The organism is Lederbergia wuyishanensis, from assembly GCF_022900255.1.
In the GTDB taxonomy this organism is placed as follows: domain Bacteria; phylum Bacillota; class Bacilli; order Bacillales; family Bacillaceae_C; genus Lederbergia; species Lederbergia wuyishanensis.
On sequence record NZ_JALIRM010000001.1, the window covers coordinates 377,340 to 393,688 of the forward strand.

Sequence of the window (16,349 nt, forward strand, 5' to 3'; positions counted from 1 at the left end):
ATATTGTCGATTCTCACCATTGTTGAACACCCTTCCGATATATTGGAGCAAAAATGCGAACCGGTAACTGAGTTCGGAGACGAGTTGCACCAATTATTAGATGATATGTATGAAACGATGATTAAAGCAGACGGAGTTGGTCTTGCTGCCCCTCAAATTGGCATCTGTAAACAAATTGCAGTTATTGAAATTGATGAAGAGGATGGAAGGCTTGAGCTAATCAACCCTAAAATTTTTAAACAAAGCGGGGAACAAATCGATATTGAAGGTTGCCTCAGCTTTCCAGGACTTTTTGGTACCGTGTCTAGATTCCATACTGTTACAGTTAAAGCTATGGATCGAAGTGGCCGTGAGTTTACGTTAATAGCAGAGGATTACTTAGCACGTGTTATCCAACATGAAATCGATCATTTAGAAGGAGTGCTATTCACCTCAAAAGTAATTGAATATGTGGACGAAGAAGATTTAGAAAGTAGTGAAGAGGAATGACGAAAATTGTATTTATGGGTACGCCGGATTTTTCTGTACCAGTGCTAAGAACTTTAATCGAAAATGGATATGATACTTTAGCCGTAGTAACCCAACCAGATCGCCCTGTAGGTCGGAAAAAAGTTCTGACGCCACCACCTGTAAAAGTCGAAGCTGAACGTCACGGAATACGTGTACTTCAACCAGAAAAAATTCGTGATGAGGAATCTGCAAATGAAATTCTTAATCTAGAGCCCGATTTGATTGTCACTGCTGCTTATGGTCAAATATTGCCAACTACTATTCTTGAAGCACCTAAATATGGTTGTATCAATGTTCATGCTTCATTACTACCTGAATTAAGAGGTGGTGCTCCTATCCATTATGCCATTATACAAGGAAAAGAAAAAACAGGTATTACGATCATGTATATGGTAGATAAGCTGGATGCTGGAGATATTATTAGCCAAGTTGAAGTGCCGATACATGAAGATGATAATGTAGGTACATTGCATGATAAGTTGAGCATAGCAGGTTCCAAGTTGCTTATTGACACAATACCTAAGTTAATTTCAAGTGAAATTAAAGCTCATCCTCAAGATCACGAGAAAGCAACTTTTGCTTCAAATATTAAACGCGAACAAGAAAAAATTAACTGGCATGATGCTGGAGAAAAAATTTACAACCAAATAAGGGGCTTATGTCCATGGCCAGTCGCTTACACTACATTTAATGGTCAAGTTTGGAAAGTTTGGAAAGCGGAGAAAATAAAAGTTGCTAAAGAGTATCAACCAGGTAAAATAATTTTAGTTGAACAGGATGGCTTTGTTGTCTCTACGGGAAATAACATAGGAATAAAAATTCAAGAACTTCAGCCAGCTGGGAAGAAAAAAATGTCAGCAAATCAATTTTTGAATGGGGCAGGAAACGAAATAAATATTGGCTCCAGATTGGACAGCAATAATGAATAAACAGAAAAAGACTGTTAGAGAAGCTGCATTAGATGTTTTAGAAGCCATCGATAAACATCAATCCTACAGTAATTTACTTTTAAACCAAACTATCAAAAAATATCAGATTTCCGGTCCGGATACTGGTTTGTTGACAGAAATTGTGTACGGAACAATACAACGTAAGCTTACTTTGGATTTTTATTTAAAACCATTTATAAAGAAGAAGCCTGAACATTGGGTACTCATATTGCTTCGACTCTCACTTTATCAAATGGTTTATTTAGATAAGGTACCTGACCGTGCTATCATTTTTGAAGCAGTTGAAATTGCAAAAAAACGCGGTCATAGAGGGATTGTAGGTCTAGTGAATGGTATATTAAGATCAGTGCAAAGAGAAGGACTCCCATCACTTGATGTTATAAAGGATCCTATAGAAAAGCTTTCATTAGAGACAAGTCATCCTCTTTGGTTAGTAAAAAGATGGACAGATCAATTTGGTTTTGAAAAAGCAAAAGCAATGTGCGAAGAAAATTTATTGGCACCTGTTCAAACTATAAGAATTAATCAGACTAAGACAAATAGAGAAGAAGTATGCAAGTTACTCGAAGAGGAAGGTTTTTCAGTAGAGAAAAGCCCAATCATTCCAGAATCAATTCGAATTTTAAAAGGGAATGCTGCAAACTCCGACTTATATAAAAAAGGATATTTTAGTATTCAAGATGAAAGTTCGATGGCTGTTGCTTATGCTTTAGAGCTTTCGCCGCATATAAAAGTGTTGGACGCATGTGCAGCTCCAGGAGGTAAAACAGGGCATATTGCTGAATTATTGAATGGAACTGGAGAGGTGACTTCACTCGACCTTCATCCTCATAAAGTTAAGCTCATTAAGGAAAATGCAACGCGTCTAGGACTTAATAATATAGATGCTAATGTCATGGACAGTCGTCATGCAAGTGAATCAATTCAACCTAAATCATTTGATCGCATACTAGTTGATGCGCCGTGTTCTGGACTGGGTGTTTTAAGAAGAAAACCTGATATTAAATACACAAAGACAGACCAAGATATTCAATCACTTAGAGAAGTACAACTTTGTATATTAGATGAGGCTGCTTCTTTATTAAAAAATGGTGGACTTCTTGTCTATAGTACTTGTACAGTTGATTTAGAGGAAAACTTTGGGACAGCTGCTGCATTTCTTAAGCAACATGAAGACTTTGAGCCTCATGCTCTTACTTTGCCTGAAGCACTTTCACATTTTACCGAAGAAGGCTCAAATGCTATTCAAATATTTCCGCAAGATTTTGGCGGTGATGGATTTTTTATTTCATGTTTTAGAAGGAAGCAGCCTAAAGGGGACGAGAGTATGAAAGCTTTATTTAAAACAGACAAAGGCATGATCCGGCCACATAACGAAGATAATGGTGGTATTTTTTATAATGAAAAGGGAAACTGTTTAGCAATTGTTGCGGACGGAATGGGCGGACATCAAGCAGGGGAAGTAGCAAGTCGCATTGCTGTTACGAAGCTTCAGGAATTGTGGACTGCTGTTGAGAGTGAGTTAACACCTGAATCCGCAGAAAAATGGTTCCTGGAAAATGTGAGCAAGGTGAATAAGGAAATATTTGACCACTCACAACAATTTCAAGAATATAAAGGAATGGGTACAACATTAGTGGCGGCTATTAGTACTGCTACTTTTGCAACTATAGTTAATGTCGGGGATAGCCGCTGTTATCTTCTAAATGATAATGGATTTAATCAGTTGACTGAAGATCATTCTCTTGTTAATGAATTGATTAAGGCCGGCCAAATATCTCCAGAGGATGCTGAACTGCATCCCCGCAAAAATGTATTATTAAATGCAATGGGAACTGAATCCAATATTGATATGGACATTTCTACCATTACTTTTGAGGAAGGAAATAAACTGCTTCTTTGTTCGGATGGACTGTCCAATAAAGTTTCTAGTTCCGAAATGGCCAAAATCTTAATGGAAGAAACAAATTTAAATGAAAAGGCCGAAGCGCTTATTCAACTTGCAAATCATTATGGTGGAGAAGATAATATTTCAATTGCCATTATTAATGCTTGCCCTGAAAGCGGGTGCGAGTAATGTTATTGGGGAAAAGAATTAGTGGCCGCTATAAATTGCTGCAAATGATTGGCGGAGGCGGAATGGCCAATGTCTATCTGGCACATGATATGATTTTAGATCGCGATGTAGCGATTAAAATTTTGCGGTTAGACTTTGCCCATGAGGATGAATTTATTCGCCGATTTCAAAGAGAGGCCCAATCAGCAACGAGTTTGACTCATGAAAATATCGTAAGTATCTACGATGTCGGTGAAGAAGATGATATTTATTATATCGTTATGGAATACGTTGATGGAATGACGTTAAAGCAATACATACAGTATTATCATCCAATTCCGCTTGAACATACTCTTGATATAATGAAACAATTAACATCCGCTATTTCTCATGCCCATCACAATCATATCGTCCACCGTGATATCAAGCCGCAAAATATATTGGTTGATCATCACGGCCATGTTATGATAACTGATTTTGGCATTGCTATGGCTTTATCTGCCACCTCCATAACGCAAACGAATGCTGTGCTTGGTTCCGTACATTATTTATCACCTGAACAAGCACGGGGTGGAATGGCAACGAAAAAATCTGATATTTATTCTTTAGGAATTGTCATGTTTGAGCTTTTGACAGGTAGGCTTCCTTTTTCAGGAGAATCAGCTGTATCGATTGCATTAAAACACTTGCAATCAGAGACACCATCTCCCAAACGCTGGAATCCTGGTATTCCTCAAAGTGTAGAAAATATTATTTTAAAAGCGACTGCCAAAGATCCATTTCTCCGCTATGAAAGTGCTGATGAAATGGCAAGGGATCTTGAAACAGCATTGGATATAAATAGAATAAATGAACCAAAGTTTACGATACCAGAAGATATTGATGCGACAAAAGCAATTCCTGTTATTACAGCAGAAAACGATCCAAGTATAAATAACAAGACGATTCTTCATAAGAAAGAACAAGCAAAAAAATCAAATGAGCCCGTAAAAAAACCAAAGCGCAAGAAAAAATGGCCCTGGATCATTGGCATATTTATTATGTTGATGCTTTTATCACTTGTGTTTGTGTCGTATGTATTGCCTGCTATCCAAAACGCGAAAATTGTAAAAATTCCTGACGTAAGTGGTGAAGAATATGACGATGCGGTTGTTCGTCTTGTCGATGCAGGTCTAAAAATAGGGAAAAAAATTCAAGCTTCAAGCGATGAGGTACCTGAAGGGGTAGTTATTAAGACAAGTCCTAAAGCAAGTATGGAAGTGAAAAAAGGATATTCCGTCGACATTTATATTAGTACTGGAAAAGATAAATTCATATTACAAGACTATACCGGAAGACAAATTTCTGAAATTGAAAATCTTTTAAGAAATGAAGGATTCGAGGACCCTAAAATTGATGAGGTCTTTAATGAAGCACCTGTTGGTGAGATTATTGAACAATCACTAAGTCCGAATACACCTGTTATCCCTGAGGAAACAGTCTTATCTTTTGTTGTAAGCAAAGGAGAAGAGAAAATAACATTGAAAGATTTACGAGGATTGAATAGTAAAGGTGTGGAAAGTTATGCGGAATCCTCTGGGTTAAATATAGATATGACAAATGAACAATATTCCGATGAAGTTCCTGAAGGACTGGTAATATCACAGGATCCTGCTCCAAATAGTGAGCTTTCTAAAGGAGAACGCGTCACAGTTGTCATTTCGAAAGGAAAAGAAGAGATTCCTCCTAAAACTACGACGAAAAAAGTAACTATCCCATATGAACCTTCAGAAGAAGGGAAACCACAAGTAATTGTGATCCGAATTGAAGACTATAATCACCCCACAATGTCCGTTCCGGTGGACACTTTCACGATCACTGAAACAACAGAGCGGGAATTGGAATTCACTATTGCAAAAGGAAACACTGCAAAATATGAAATATTGAGAGATAATACTGTTATAGAGGCAGATGAGGTTCCTTATCCAGGTGATTAACTATTACCTGGATAGGGGTATAAACTCTCGTGAAATAAGAGAAAGGAACGGTGTTATGACTGAAGGGAAAATTATTAAGGCACTAAGTGGTTTTTACTATGTTCTATCGAATGGTGAGATGATTCAATGTAGGGGAAGAGGAGTTTTCCGTAAGAACAAAGTTACCCCCCTAGTAGGCGATAATGTCATTTTCCAAGCTGAAAATGATAAGGAAGGTTATATAATGGAAATTAAGCCACGTAGAAATGAACTTGTAAGACCACCAATTGCTAACATCGACCAAGCGATATTAATTTTTTCTTCTACAGAACCGGATTTTAGTCCATTATTACTTGACCGTTTTCTTGTCATTGTCGAGTATAGTGAAATACACCCAATTATTTGCATTACTAAAGCAGATTTATTAACGGATAATGAAAGATTGAAAGTGAATAGTTATTTGGAATATTACCGCTCTATAGGTTATGAAGTAATATTATTATCTTCGAAATCAGAAGAGGGGGTTAACGAGCTATACCCCTTATTGAATGGAAGGACAAGTGTTTTTGCAGGACAATCAGGCGTTGGGAAGTCATCGCTCATTAATGCTCTGAATCCTGAGCTGCAGCTAAAGACAGACGAAATATCAAGTCATCTTGGTAGAGGCAAACATACGACTCGACATGTAGAATTAATTGAAGTATGTGGAGGACTTGTTGCTGATACACCGGGTTTTAGTTCGCTTGATTTCACAGAAATTGAAGCGGAGGATTTGGGGCATACCTTTCCTGAAATCTCTGGAAAAAGTGACGAGTGTAAATTTCGTGGCTGCCTTCACGAAAACGAGCCGAAATGTGCCGTTAAAACTGCAGTAGAAAACAACGAGATTTTAAAAGAACGATATGAACATTATCTACAATTTTTATTGGAAATTAAAGAGAGAAAGCCGAGGTATTAAATATGATAAAAATCGCTCCATCCATATTGGCTGCTGACTTTTCAAAATTGGCTGAAGAGGTTAAGGATGTTGAAAAAGGGGGAGCGGATTATATCCATATTGATGTTATGGATGGCCATTTCGTTCCCAATATTACGATGGGGCCAATCGCTGTTGAAGCGGTAAGAAAAGTAACAAATTTGCCTTTAGATGTACATCTAATGATTGAAAATCCTGATCAATACATAAAGGCATTTGTAGAAGCGGGGGCAGATATTATTACAGTCCATGTTGAGGCAACTCACCATTTGCACCGTACATTGCAAGAGATTCGTAGGCTTGGGGTTAAATCAGGAGTGGTATTAAATCCAGCCACTCCAGCTTCCACAATCGCGCATGTATTAGAAGAAATTGACATGGTTTTGTTAATGACTGTAAATCCAGGTTTTGGGGGGCAAGCTTTTATTGATGCCGTTCTGCCGAAAATGAGAGAAGTCAGAAGAATGATTGAAGAAAAGGGCTTAAATATAGATATAGAGGTAGACGGAGGCATTCATGAAGGTACAATAAAGGCTTGCCAAGAAGCAGGTGCAAATGTATTCGTTGCTGGTTCTGCTATTTTTAATAAAAGTGATAGGCAGGCAGCAATCCATGAACTCCGCTCAAAGCTTATTACCAAATGAGTGAACAGAAAAAGATCATACATATTGTGGCTGGCGGACCACTTGATATGATTCCTGAGTTGACACACTATCCTAGAGATATCGTTTGGATTGGAGTCGATAGGGGAGTATATTATTTATTGGAAAATGGAATTAAACCTGATTATTCAGTTGGTGATTTTGATTCCGTATCAGATGAAGAGTGGTCTTTTATTGAACATAATATCCAAGGCTTTAAAAAAGTTCTGCCGGAAAAAGACGAAACTGACATGGAATTAGCATTGATGTGGGCAGTGCAAGAAGAACCAGAACAAATTAAAATTTTTGGAGCAACAGGTGGAAGATTGGATCATTTTATGGCAAACGCTCTAATGCTTTCCCAGTTTCAAAATCCTAATATTAAAATTGAAATGATAGACAAGCAGAATTCTTTATCCCTTTACTATCCAGGTCATTATCGAGTGGAAAGAGACAGTGAAAAAAAATATATCTCCTTTATACCACTTACAAAGGAAATTATCGATCTCTCATTAACTGGATTTAAGTACCCATTAATAAACCGAACTGTTGAATTCGGATCGTCATTATGTATTAGTAATGAACTTATTAAACAATCTGGTAATTTTTCGTTTAAAAAAGGCATATTATTGATGATAAGAAGTACTGATTAACAATTGGCCCATTTTTTGTTAGGGCGCGTACTTATCCATACATGACGAATATAATACATTGGTGACGGGCGGGTATCTTAGTTTAGGAGGGAATTTTAATGAGGTTTTATACAATTAAACTCCCTAGGTTTTTGGGAGGAATCGTAAGGGCAATGTTAGGTACATTTAAAAAAGGTTAATATTAAAATGGAAAAGGCACCTATACAGGCGCCTTTTTGTTTGGGATTTAAGAATTGAATTTTTGTGAATAACTCTTTAAAGGTACTCCGTGTATCGCAAGGAGCCGATCATTAGCAAACTCACTATTGGCATGTATTGCGATGGACAGAAGCTTCCGTTTTTTAGTTATACGCGTTCAACTTTTCCAGACTTAAGTGCTCTTGCTGATACCCATACACGTTGTGGTTTGCCATCAACTAGGATGCGTACCTTTTGAAGATTTGCCCCCCAAGTACGTCTGTTAGCGTTCATCGCGTGTGAACGTTTGTTTCCTGTACTTGTTTTGCGACCTGTAATAACACATTGCTTAGCCATATTTATATTCCCTCCTGTCGCTGAAGTAAGACTATTAGTTGGTTCATCACTTCAATTATTATTCCATTTATTAAAAATATACTTTAATAATTTATCATACTTACCTTTTGAATGCAATACTTCAACAATGTTATGCATGGATCCACACATGTAAAACTTTAAAAAAAACAGCTATTATAGTAAAATAGCCTTATCTATGTTGTGTATGCGATAACATTTTTTATCTGATGTTTTTTCGACCAATAAGGAGGAAATTACATGTCTATCGAAATGAAAACTAAGTTCGGCCAGATTGATATATCCAATGAAGTGATTGCAACAATTGCTGGGGGAGCAGCAGTCGATTGCTATGGAATAGTAGGTATGGCTTCCAAAAATCAAATTAGAGATGGCTTAACAGACATTTTACGCAAGGAGAATTTTACCCGAGGCATCATCATCAGACAGGAAGACCAAGCATTACACATAGACATGTATATCATTGTAAGCTATGGAACGAAAATTTCAGAGGTTGCCCATAATGTGCAATCGAAGGTAAAATACACACTTGAACAGACAATTGGTATATCAGCCGATACGGTAAATATTTTTGTTCAGGGGGTTCGAGTAACGAACCCGTAATGAGGAGGAAAAAGTACGTGTCTATTACAGCGTTAGATGGAAATCGGTTCGCCGAAATGATAATAATAGGAGCCAATCATTTAGCGGCAAATGCTAAAATGGTAGATGCACTAAATGTATTTCCTGTTCCGGACGGAGATACTGGAACGAATATGAATCTTTCTATGTCTTCAGGTTCGAAAGAAGTACAAAATAATAGGCAAGAGCATATAGGAAAAGTTGCCGCTGCATTATCAAAGGGGTTACTGATGGGGGCTCGTGGTAATTCAGGAGTTATCCTATCTCAGCTATTCCGTGGATTTGCAAAAGATATAGAGTCAAAACCTTTTCTTTCTGCAGATGAGTTTGCCCACGCTCTTGAAGCAGGAGTAAACACTGCTTATAAAGCTGTAATGAAGCCTGTGGAAGGAACAATTTTGACTGTTGCGAAAGATGCCGCAAAAAAAGCCGTCGAAGCAGCTAAATTCGAATCAGATATTATCGTTATAATGGAAAAAACGTTAAAAGAAGCAAAAGCTTCTTTAGAAAGAACCCCTGATTTACTCCCTGTTTTAAAAGAGGTAGGAGTTGTTGATAGCGGGGGACAAGGTTTAGTTTGTGTATATGAAGGTTTTTTGGCCGTATTAAAAGGGGAAGAACTTCCTGACACACCAGCACTTGCACCAACGATGGATGAGCTAGTTAGTGCTCAACACCATCAAAGTGTACAAAGCTTCATGAATACAGAAGATATTGTTTATGGATATTGCACTGAGTTTATGGTGAAATTTGAAAAAGACAAAAAGGAATTTTCCGAAAATGATTTCCAAAACGATTTAAGTGAGTTTGGAGATTCATTACTCGTCATTTCAGATGATGAGGTAGTAAAAGTCCATATTCACTCTGAGCATCCTGGAGAAGTTTTATCGTACGGTCAACAATATGGAAGCTTAATTAATATGAAGATTGAAAATATGAGGGAACAGCATAGTTCAATTGTAGGCACTGACAATCAACAACATGGACATACCGTCACCAATCAAAACCTTCCAAAAGAAAAACAAGAATACGCGATTATTGCCGTTTCAATGGGTTCAGGCATTGCCAATCTATTTAAAAGCATTGGTGCAACAGAAGTAATTGAAGGCGGACAAACAATGAATCCAAGCACGGAAGATATTGTGAAAGCAATTAAGTCAGCTAATGCAAAAAAAATCATTATTCTTCCTAACAATAAAAACATTATTATGGCTGCCGAACAAGCTTCTGAAATGGCTGATGAAGAAGTATTAGTCGTTCCGACAAAAACGGTCCCACAAGGATTAGCTGCAGTATTAGCATTCAATCCTACTCAGTCGCTTGAAAAAAATGGTCAGGGTATGACAGAAGCTATCTCTGCTATTAAAACTGGGCAAATCACCTTTGCAGTCCGTGATACAAATATCGATGGTCTTCAAATTGGCAAAGGTGACTATATGGGAATAAACGATGGGAAAATTGTTGAAACCAATAAGGAATTAATAAAGGCCGCTTATAATTTGTTAACGAATATGTTAGAAGAAGAATCTGAAATTCTTACTATTATATATGGTGAAGATACGAAACAGAATGAATTAGATCAACTCTTAGAGTTAATTAATGAAAATTACGAGGATATTGAAATTGAAGTTCATAATGGAAAACAACCGTTATATCACTTTATTTTTTCAGTTGAATAAAATATATAAATGATAAAAGAAATAGAAGGGATAATCCCTTCTATTTCCATGTGCACGATTTAAAAAGATTTAAAAAGTATATTGTCTAAGTATTTATCTAAAAGTATCTATGTAAAGACCTAGCGCTCATCCACTTGCAAACTTCTTATCCTTTTCTTTTACGAAAGAGAGTCGAATTCGTCCTATCGGATTTAGTGTTTCCTTTATATCAATTATTAGGATGAAGAAGGAATGTCGATGAGTAAGACGCTTGTGCTTTTATAACAAGAAAGGAAGATATCAATGAAATATAAAAGTGTCTTTGATATCATAGGTCCTATTATGATTGGTCCTTCAAGTTCACATACGGCAGGAGCCGCCAGAATTGGAAGAGTTGCACGAAGCTTGTTTGGTAGGGAGCCGAAGTGGGCAAAAATTTCGCTTTATGAATCTTTTGCAAAAACGTACAAGGGGCACGGAACAGATGTTGCACTCGTTGGCGGCCTTCTTGATTTTGATACAGATGACAAGCGGATTATAGAAGCATTGAACATTGCTAAGGAACGAAATATTCAGGTAGAGTTTATCGAAGAAACAGCCAACGCAGAACACCCAAATACCGCTCGAATCCTAATCGGAGATGAAAAGGGTGAACTAGAGCTTGTTGGAATCTCTATCGGTGGTGGAAAAATAGAAATTATTGAACTAAATGGTTTTCAATTAAAGTTATCTGGGCATCACCCTGCAATTCTCGTTGTTCACAACGATCGTTTTGGAGCAATTGCAGCCGTATCTAATATTCTCGGATCCCATGAAATTAATATCGGGCATATGGAAGTTTCCCGAAAGGAAAAAGGGAAAATGGCCCTTATGACCATAGAAGTGGATCAGAATATTGATGAATCAATAATTGAAGAAATCAGTAAACTTCCAAATATTACACAAGTGGCACGAGTTGTTGATTAAGGTTATTTTCAAATAGTCTGTTGTTTTTTGTAAAAATATTCGGCTTTAACACCTATTCAATAAAAATTATCTGTCCTGATCAAATTGGCAGCTCTTTTCTTAGCTGTATGATCAATTTTTAAAATAAAATCCATTTAGTTATATGAAAAATCAACAATGTTTGAGAAAAGAGCCTTGATAAAATAGCATCTAAGAGTTAGGAAGGAGGATTAGGAATGTTTAAAAATGTTTCTGAATTAGTCCATCTCGCCGAAACACAAAATAAACAAATATCAGAAATTATGATAGAACAAGAAATGGAAGTTATGAATCGAAGCCGCGAGGAAATCATTGCTCAAATGGATAAAAATTTGACTGTGATGGAAGAAGCTGTTGAACGTGGAATAAGAGGTGTAACTTCGCATTCGGGTTTAACTGGCGGAGATGCAGTTCTGTTGCAAAATTATATTAAGAAGGGTCGTTTCTTATCAGGTGAAACAATCTTGGATGCAGTCAGTAAAGCTGTAGCTACGAATGAAGTTAATGCTGCAATGGGAACAATCTGCGCAACACCAACTGCAGGCTCTGCTGGTGTAGTCCCGGGTACTTTATTTGCTGTCCGAGACAAATTACAGCCAACTAGAGAACAAATGGTTAAGTTTTTATTTACATCAGGTGCGTTTGGATATGTAGTTGCAAATAACGCTTCCATTTCTGGCGCCGCGGGGGGCTGTCAAGCTGAAGTTGGATCTGCAGCAGGGATGGCTGCAGCAGCTATAGTAGAAATGGCCGGAGGTACACCTTCTCAATGTGCAGAAGCAATGGCTATTACATTAAAAAACATGTTGGGGCTTGTCTGCGATCCAGTTGCAGGATTAGTTGAAGTACCATGCGTAAAAAGAAATGCGATGGGTGCGGCAAATGCAATGGTTGCAGCTGACATGGCACTTGCAGGTATTACGAGTCGAATCCCTTGCGATGAAGTTATTGATGCAATGTTTAAAATTGGCCAGCAAATGCCCAGATCTTTAAGAGAAACCGCTGAAGGAGGGTTGGCGGCAACCCCAACTGGGAAAAGATTAGAGGCGAAAATATTTGGGGTTCCGCGTGTAGAACGTGACTAACTCTCTAGGATTGCCTACTACTATTTTGAAAGGTGTAGGTGAAGAAACTGCTGAAAATCTTATGTCAATGGGCATTAACAATATTGGAGATTTATTGCAATATCTTCCATTTCGGTACGAAGACGTCAGACTCCGTGATTTAGCGGAAGTTAATCACGATGAAAAAATCACTGTTGAAGGTAAGGTTCACAGTGAGCCATCTGTCATGTATTATGGCAAGAAGAAAAATAGAATTACGATTCATCTTTTGGTTGACCGTTATTTAATCAAAGTTACCTTTTTTAATAGAGCCTATTTAAAAGGGCAATTATCACCGCAAGATGTGGTAACTGTTACGGGAAAATGGGACAAGCATCGGCAAACGATAACGGGCCAAGATATTAAAATTGGCTCCCAATCACAAACAGCGGATTACGAACCGGTGTACCCTGTAAAATCTCCTATAACTGTAAAATCCCTTCGAAGATTTATTGTTCAAGCATTTAATGAATATGGTGATGAAGTAGAGGAAACATTACCTTCTCAAATATTAAAGGAATATAAATTACCTGCAAAAAAAGAAGCTCTAAGAATTATGCATTTCCCTCATTCACCGGATGAGGTGAAACAAGCTAGACGCAGGTTTGTTTATGAAGAATTTTTATACTTTCAATTAAAAATGCAAGCCTTTCGCAAACTGGAAAGAGAGCAATCTAAAGGAGAAGCACACCATTATAATTTGGAAAAAGTTAAGTCTTTTATTGCCTCTCTTCCATTCCAACTGACAAAAGCCCAAAAAAAAGTTGTAAATGAAATATGTTCGGATTTGAAATCACCTATCAGAATGAATCGACTACTTCAGGGAGATGTTGGCTCTGGAAAGACAGCAGTTGCAATGATTTCCCTATATGCTTGTGTAACTGCAGGCTATCAAGGTGCGCTTATGGTACCAACAGAAATCCTTGCTGAACAACATTTTCAATCTCTCAAAGAATCATTAGCTCAAACAAAGGTAAACATCGAATTACTAACAAGCTCTGTAAAGGGAAAAAAACGTCAGGACATTTTAAAAAGCCTTGAACAAGGTGAGATTCATATATTAATAGGAACTCATGCATTAATCCAAGAGGATGTAAACTTCCAAAAATTAGGACTTGTTATTACGGATGAACAACATCGCTTTGGAGTTGAACAAAGAAGGATTCTCCGAGAAAAAGGAGAGAGGCCAGATGTTCTATTTATGACGGCTACACCAATTCCAAGGACATTAGCGATTACAGTGTTCGGAGAAATGGATGTATCCATCATCGATGAAATGCCTTCAGGAAGAAAAACTATCGAAACACATTGGGCAAAACATAACATGCTAGATAGAATCTTAGATTTTGTCGAAAAAGAATTAAGTAAAGGAAGACAAGCTTATATTATTTGCCCACTAATCGAGGAATCAGATAAACTTGATGTTCAAAATGCAATTGATGTATACGACATGTTATCTAATTATTTTTATGGTAAGTTTAAAATAGGTCTTATGCATGGCAGGCTCCCTGCATCCGAAAAAGAAGAAGTGATGCGTGACTTTAGTGATAATAAAATACAACTTCTAGTTTCCACAACGGTGGTAGAGGTCGGTGTTAACGTTCCGAATGCTACGGTTATGGTAGTGTATGATGCGGAGAGATTTGGTCTATCGCAACTCCATCAGCTAAGAGGTCGGGTTGGTCGTGGAAGTGAACAATCGTATTGTATTTTATTAGCCGATCCAAAAACGGATGTCGGAAAAGAACGGATGAGAATTATGACTGAGACAAACGATGGATTTGTTCTCAGTGAAAGAGACTTGGAACTTAGGGGACCTGGTGACTTTTTTGGAAAAAAACAAAGTGGACTTCCTGAATTTAAAGTCGCTGATATGGTCCACGATTATCGGGCACTTGAAACCGCTAGAAACGATGCGATGAAATTAATCGAAAAAAAAGAATTTTGGTCTGAAAAAGATTATGAGCATATGCGTAAATATCTACAAGATTCAGGAGCGTTATCTGGTGAAAAATTGGATTGAAATACTAGTAAGGAGTGGCGTTATTGTTGCGCTTAACTCCTTATTTTTATATACTACTGTTAATACCTAGTCTTAATATCGTGAATGGTGATGAAAAATATGAGACCTTCAAAAAAAGATCGCCAAAGAATGTTGAGCCAAACAATTAATGAAAATCCTTTTATTACAGACGATGAATTAGCAGAAAAATTTTCAGTCAGCGTTCAAACAATTCGGCTGGACCGAATGGAATTGGTGATACCTGAGTTAAGAGAAAGAATTAAAAATGTAGCAGAAAAGCATGTTGCGGATGAGGTTAAGGCGTTGCCTATAGATGAAGTTATTGGTGAAATAATCGATATTCAGCTTGACCAAACCGCGATATCCATCTTTGATGTGCAGCAAGAACATGTCTTTAAAAGAAATTCAATTGCTAGGGGACATCATTTATTTGCCCAAGCTAATTCTTTAGCCGTAGCAGTTATTGATGATGAACTTGCCCTTACGGTAAAAGTAAATATTCATTTTACTAGACCTGTAAAATCAGGTGAAAGAGTAGTGGCGAAAGCAAAGGTACGTATGCAAGGATGGCCATCTGATAGGACAATAGTGGACGTTATGAGTTATGTAGGAAAAGAGTTAGTATTTAAAGGGGAATTTGAAATGTTTCGATCAAGTCTTAAAGAAGGTGGGCCAAAATGAAAATAGCAATAGACGCTATGGGAGGCGACCATGCCCCTGAGGAAATCATTCAGGGTGTCAATAGGGCTTCCCAAGATTTTTCTGATACCGAATTCTTGTTATACGGTGATGAAGCTCAAATAAAAAAATATTTAACCGCTCAAAGAAATGTTCAAATCATCCATACTACAGAAAAAATTGAAGCTACCGATGAACCAGTAAAAGCAATTCGTAGAAAAAAGGATGCTTCAATGGTTATGATGGCACAAGCTGTTAAAAATGGTGAAGCTGATGCCTGTATATCAGCTGGTAATACAGGTGCGCTAATGGCAGCGGGATTATTTGTAGTGGGCAGGATTAAAGGGATCGACCGCCCAGCTTTAGCTCCTACATTACCTACCTTAGATGGAAAAGGCTTTGTTATGCTTGACTTAGGCGCTAATGCAGATGCAAAACCTGAACATTTACTACAATATGCGATTATGGGAAACATATATGCCGAAAAAGTAAGAGGTATTAATGCGCCAAGAGTTGCCTTATTGAACATTGGATCAGAAGAAAACAAAGGAAATGATCTTACTAAAAAAGCTTTTGAACTTTTAAAATCCGCCAATTTGAATTTTATAGGAAATATTGAATCCCGCGACTTATTAGAAGGACATGCAGATGTTGTTGTAACAGATGGTTTTACAGGGAATGTTGTTTTGAAGTCAATTGAAGGTACGGCATCGTCTGTTTTTTCCATGCTTAAAAATGTGATGACTGGAAGCTTAAAAAATAAAATTGCAGCTAGCCTTCTAATGTCGGATCTAAAAGGCTTAAAAAAAATGATGGATTATACAGAATATGGCGGAGCATGTTTATTTGGCTTGGAGGCCCCTGTCATTAAAGCACATGGTTCGTCTAATGCTAATGCAATCTACCATGCAATTCGTCAAACCCGTGAAATGGTAAGACATAAAATATCCGCAACAATTAAGGAAGCTGTAGACGAAGGGAGATCATAA

At 37.4% G+C, this 16,349-nt stretch carries 16 protein-coding genes and 1 pseudogene; 16 read left to right on the forward strand and 1 reads right to left on the reverse strand.

The window, feature by feature from the left end:
- The first annotated feature begins 3 nt into the window (after window positions 1–3).
- From def to spoVM, 9 genes and pseudogenes are all read left to right on the forward strand, one after another.
- Window positions 4–489, forward strand: coding sequence for a peptide deformylase (gene def, locus MT489_RS01960; protein ID WP_244679826.1), 486 nt, complete (start codon window positions 4–6; stop codon window positions 487–489).
- Window positions 486–1,439, forward strand: coding sequence for a methionyl-tRNA formyltransferase (gene fmt / locus MT489_RS01965; protein ID WP_244679827.1), 954 nt, complete (start codon window positions 486–488; stop codon window positions 1,437–1,439). The genes def and fmt overlap by 4 nt, the downstream gene beginning before the upstream one ends.
- Window positions 1,432–2,766: pseudogene (gene rsmB / locus MT489_RS01970) on the forward strand (16S rRNA (cytosine(967)-C(5))-methyltransferase RsmB); the annotation flags it as partial. The gene fmt and the pseudogene rsmB, both read left to right, overlap by 8 nt.
- 21 nt (window positions 2,767–2,787) lie before the next feature.
- Window positions 2,788–3,537 (forward strand): Stp1/IreP family PP2C-type Ser/Thr phosphatase, encoded by a 750-nt coding sequence (locus MT489_RS01975; RefSeq protein WP_280518509.1) that lies wholly within the window; start codon window positions 2,788–2,790, stop codon window positions 3,535–3,537.
- Window positions 3,537–5,492: a Stk1 family PASTA domain-containing Ser/Thr kinase gene (gene pknB / locus MT489_RS01980; protein WP_244679828.1), complete on the forward strand. Its 1,956-nt coding sequence runs from the start codon at window positions 3,537–3,539 to the stop codon at window positions 5,490–5,492. The genes MT489_RS01975 and pknB overlap by 1 nt, the downstream gene beginning before the upstream one ends.
- Window positions 5,493–5,547: 55 nt before the next feature.
- On the forward strand, window positions 5,548–6,429 hold the full coding sequence (gene rsgA / locus MT489_RS01985) for a ribosome small subunit-dependent GTPase A (RefSeq protein WP_244679829.1): 882 nt from the start codon (window positions 5,548–5,550) through the stop codon (window positions 6,427–6,429).
- Between the two features lie 2 nt (window positions 6,430–6,431).
- Complete coding sequence (gene rpe, locus MT489_RS01990) at window positions 6,432–7,091, forward strand: ribulose-phosphate 3-epimerase (RefSeq protein WP_244679830.1); 660 nt, start codon at window positions 6,432–6,434, stop codon at window positions 7,089–7,091.
- Entirely contained in the window at window positions 7,088–7,741 is a 654-nt protein-coding gene (locus tag MT489_RS01995; protein WP_244679831.1) for a thiamine diphosphokinase, read from the forward strand. Before rpe ends, MT489_RS01995 begins: the two co-directional genes overlap by 4 nt.
- 98 nt (window positions 7,742–7,839) lie before the next feature.
- Window positions 7,840–7,920, forward strand: a complete 81-nt coding sequence (gene spoVM / locus MT489_RS02000) for a stage V sporulation protein SpoVM (RefSeq protein WP_144920313.1) — start codon at window positions 7,840–7,842, stop codon at window positions 7,918–7,920.
- 166 nt (window positions 7,921–8,086) lie between these two features.
- Here the strand turns inward: spoVM and rpmB are convergent, their stop codons facing one another.
- Window positions 8,087–8,275 carry a 50S ribosomal protein L28 gene (gene rpmB, locus MT489_RS02005; protein WP_244679832.1) on the reverse strand — a complete coding sequence of 63 codons (189 nt, stop codon included), beginning with the start codon at window positions 8,273–8,275 and terminating at the stop codon, window positions 8,087–8,089.
- 258 nt (window positions 8,276–8,533) lie between these two features.
- On the opposite strand from rpmB, the gene MT489_RS02010 reads away from it, so the two are divergent.
- The 7 genes from MT489_RS02010 to plsX all read left to right on the forward strand — a co-directional run bounded on the left by MT489_RS02010 (window position 8,534) and on the right by plsX (window position 16,349).
- On the forward strand, window positions 8,534–8,896 hold the full coding sequence (locus tag MT489_RS02010; protein ID WP_244679833.1) for an Asp23/Gls24 family envelope stress response protein: 363 nt from the start codon (window positions 8,534–8,536) through the stop codon (window positions 8,894–8,896).
- Window positions 8,897–8,913: 17 nt separating this feature from the next.
- The gene (locus MT489_RS02015; RefSeq protein WP_244679834.1) at window positions 8,914–10,593 is read left to right on the forward strand and encodes a DAK2 domain-containing protein; all 1,680 of its coding nucleotides are present in this window, start codon (window positions 8,914–8,916) and stop codon (window positions 10,591–10,593) included.
- 282 nt (window positions 10,594–10,875) lie between these two features.
- Entirely contained in the window at window positions 10,876–11,538 is a 663-nt protein-coding gene (gene sdaAB / locus MT489_RS02020) for an L-serine ammonia-lyase, iron-sulfur-dependent subunit beta (protein ID WP_244679835.1), read from the forward strand.
- Window positions 11,539–11,753: 215 nt separating this feature from the next.
- Window positions 11,754–12,641, forward strand: a complete 888-nt coding sequence (sdaAA, locus tag MT489_RS02025; protein ID WP_244679836.1) for an L-serine ammonia-lyase, iron-sulfur-dependent, subunit alpha — start codon at window positions 11,754–11,756, stop codon at window positions 12,639–12,641.
- Complete coding sequence (recG, locus tag MT489_RS02030; RefSeq protein WP_307414901.1) at window positions 12,634–14,682, forward strand: ATP-dependent DNA helicase RecG; 2,049 nt, start codon at window positions 12,634–12,636, stop codon at window positions 14,680–14,682. Before sdaAA ends, recG begins: the two co-directional genes overlap by 8 nt.
- A 99-nt stretch (window positions 14,683–14,781) precedes the next feature.
- A complete protein-coding gene (gene fapR / locus MT489_RS02035) occupies window positions 14,782–15,363 on the forward strand; it encodes a transcription factor FapR (RefSeq protein WP_244679837.1) in 582 nt (193 codons plus the stop codon).
- A complete protein-coding gene (gene plsX / locus MT489_RS02040; RefSeq protein ID WP_244679838.1) occupies window positions 15,360–16,349 on the forward strand; it encodes a phosphate acyltransferase PlsX in 990 nt (329 codons plus the stop codon). The genes fapR and plsX overlap by 4 nt, the downstream gene beginning before the upstream one ends.

Coding starts and splice junctions, on each gene's coding strand:
- rpmB (WP_244679832.1), bottom strand. CDS start 8,275: ATGGCTAAGCAATGTGTTATTACAGGTCGCAAAACAAGTACAGGAAAC.
- sdaAB (WP_244679835.1), top strand. CDS start 10,876: ATGAAATATAAAAGTGTCTTTGATATCATAGGTCCTATTATGATTGGT.
- pknB (WP_244679828.1), top strand. CDS start 3,537: ATGTTATTGGGGAAAAGAATTAGTGGCCGCTATAAATTGCTGCAAATG.
- rpe (WP_244679830.1), top strand. CDS start 6,432: ATGATAAAAATCGCTCCATCCATATTGGCTGCTGACTTTTCAAAATTG.
- sdaAA (WP_244679836.1), top strand. CDS start 11,754: ATGTTTAAAAATGTTTCTGAATTAGTCCATCTCGCCGAAACACAAAAT.
- fapR (WP_244679837.1), top strand. CDS start 14,782: ATGAGACCTTCAAAAAAAGATCGCCAAAGAATGTTGAGCCAAACAATT.
- MT489_RS01995 (WP_244679831.1), top strand. CDS start 7,088: ATGAGTGAACAGAAAAAGATCATACATATTGTGGCTGGCGGACCACTT.
- fmt (WP_244679827.1), top strand. CDS start 486: ATGACGAAAATTGTATTTATGGGTACGCCGGATTTTTCTGTACCAGTG.
- rsgA (WP_244679829.1), top strand. CDS start 5,548: ATGACTGAAGGGAAAATTATTAAGGCACTAAGTGGTTTTTACTATGTT.
- spoVM (WP_144920313.1), top strand. CDS start 7,840: ATGAGGTTTTATACAATTAAACTCCCTAGGTTTTTGGGAGGAATCGTA.
- MT489_RS01975 (WP_280518509.1), top strand. CDS start 2,788: ATGAAAGCTTTATTTAAAACAGACAAAGGCATGATCCGGCCACATAAC.
- MT489_RS02010 (WP_244679833.1), top strand. CDS start 8,534: ATGTCTATCGAAATGAAAACTAAGTTCGGCCAGATTGATATATCCAAT.
- plsX (WP_244679838.1), top strand. CDS start 15,360: ATGAAAATAGCAATAGACGCTATGGGAGGCGACCATGCCCCTGAGGAA.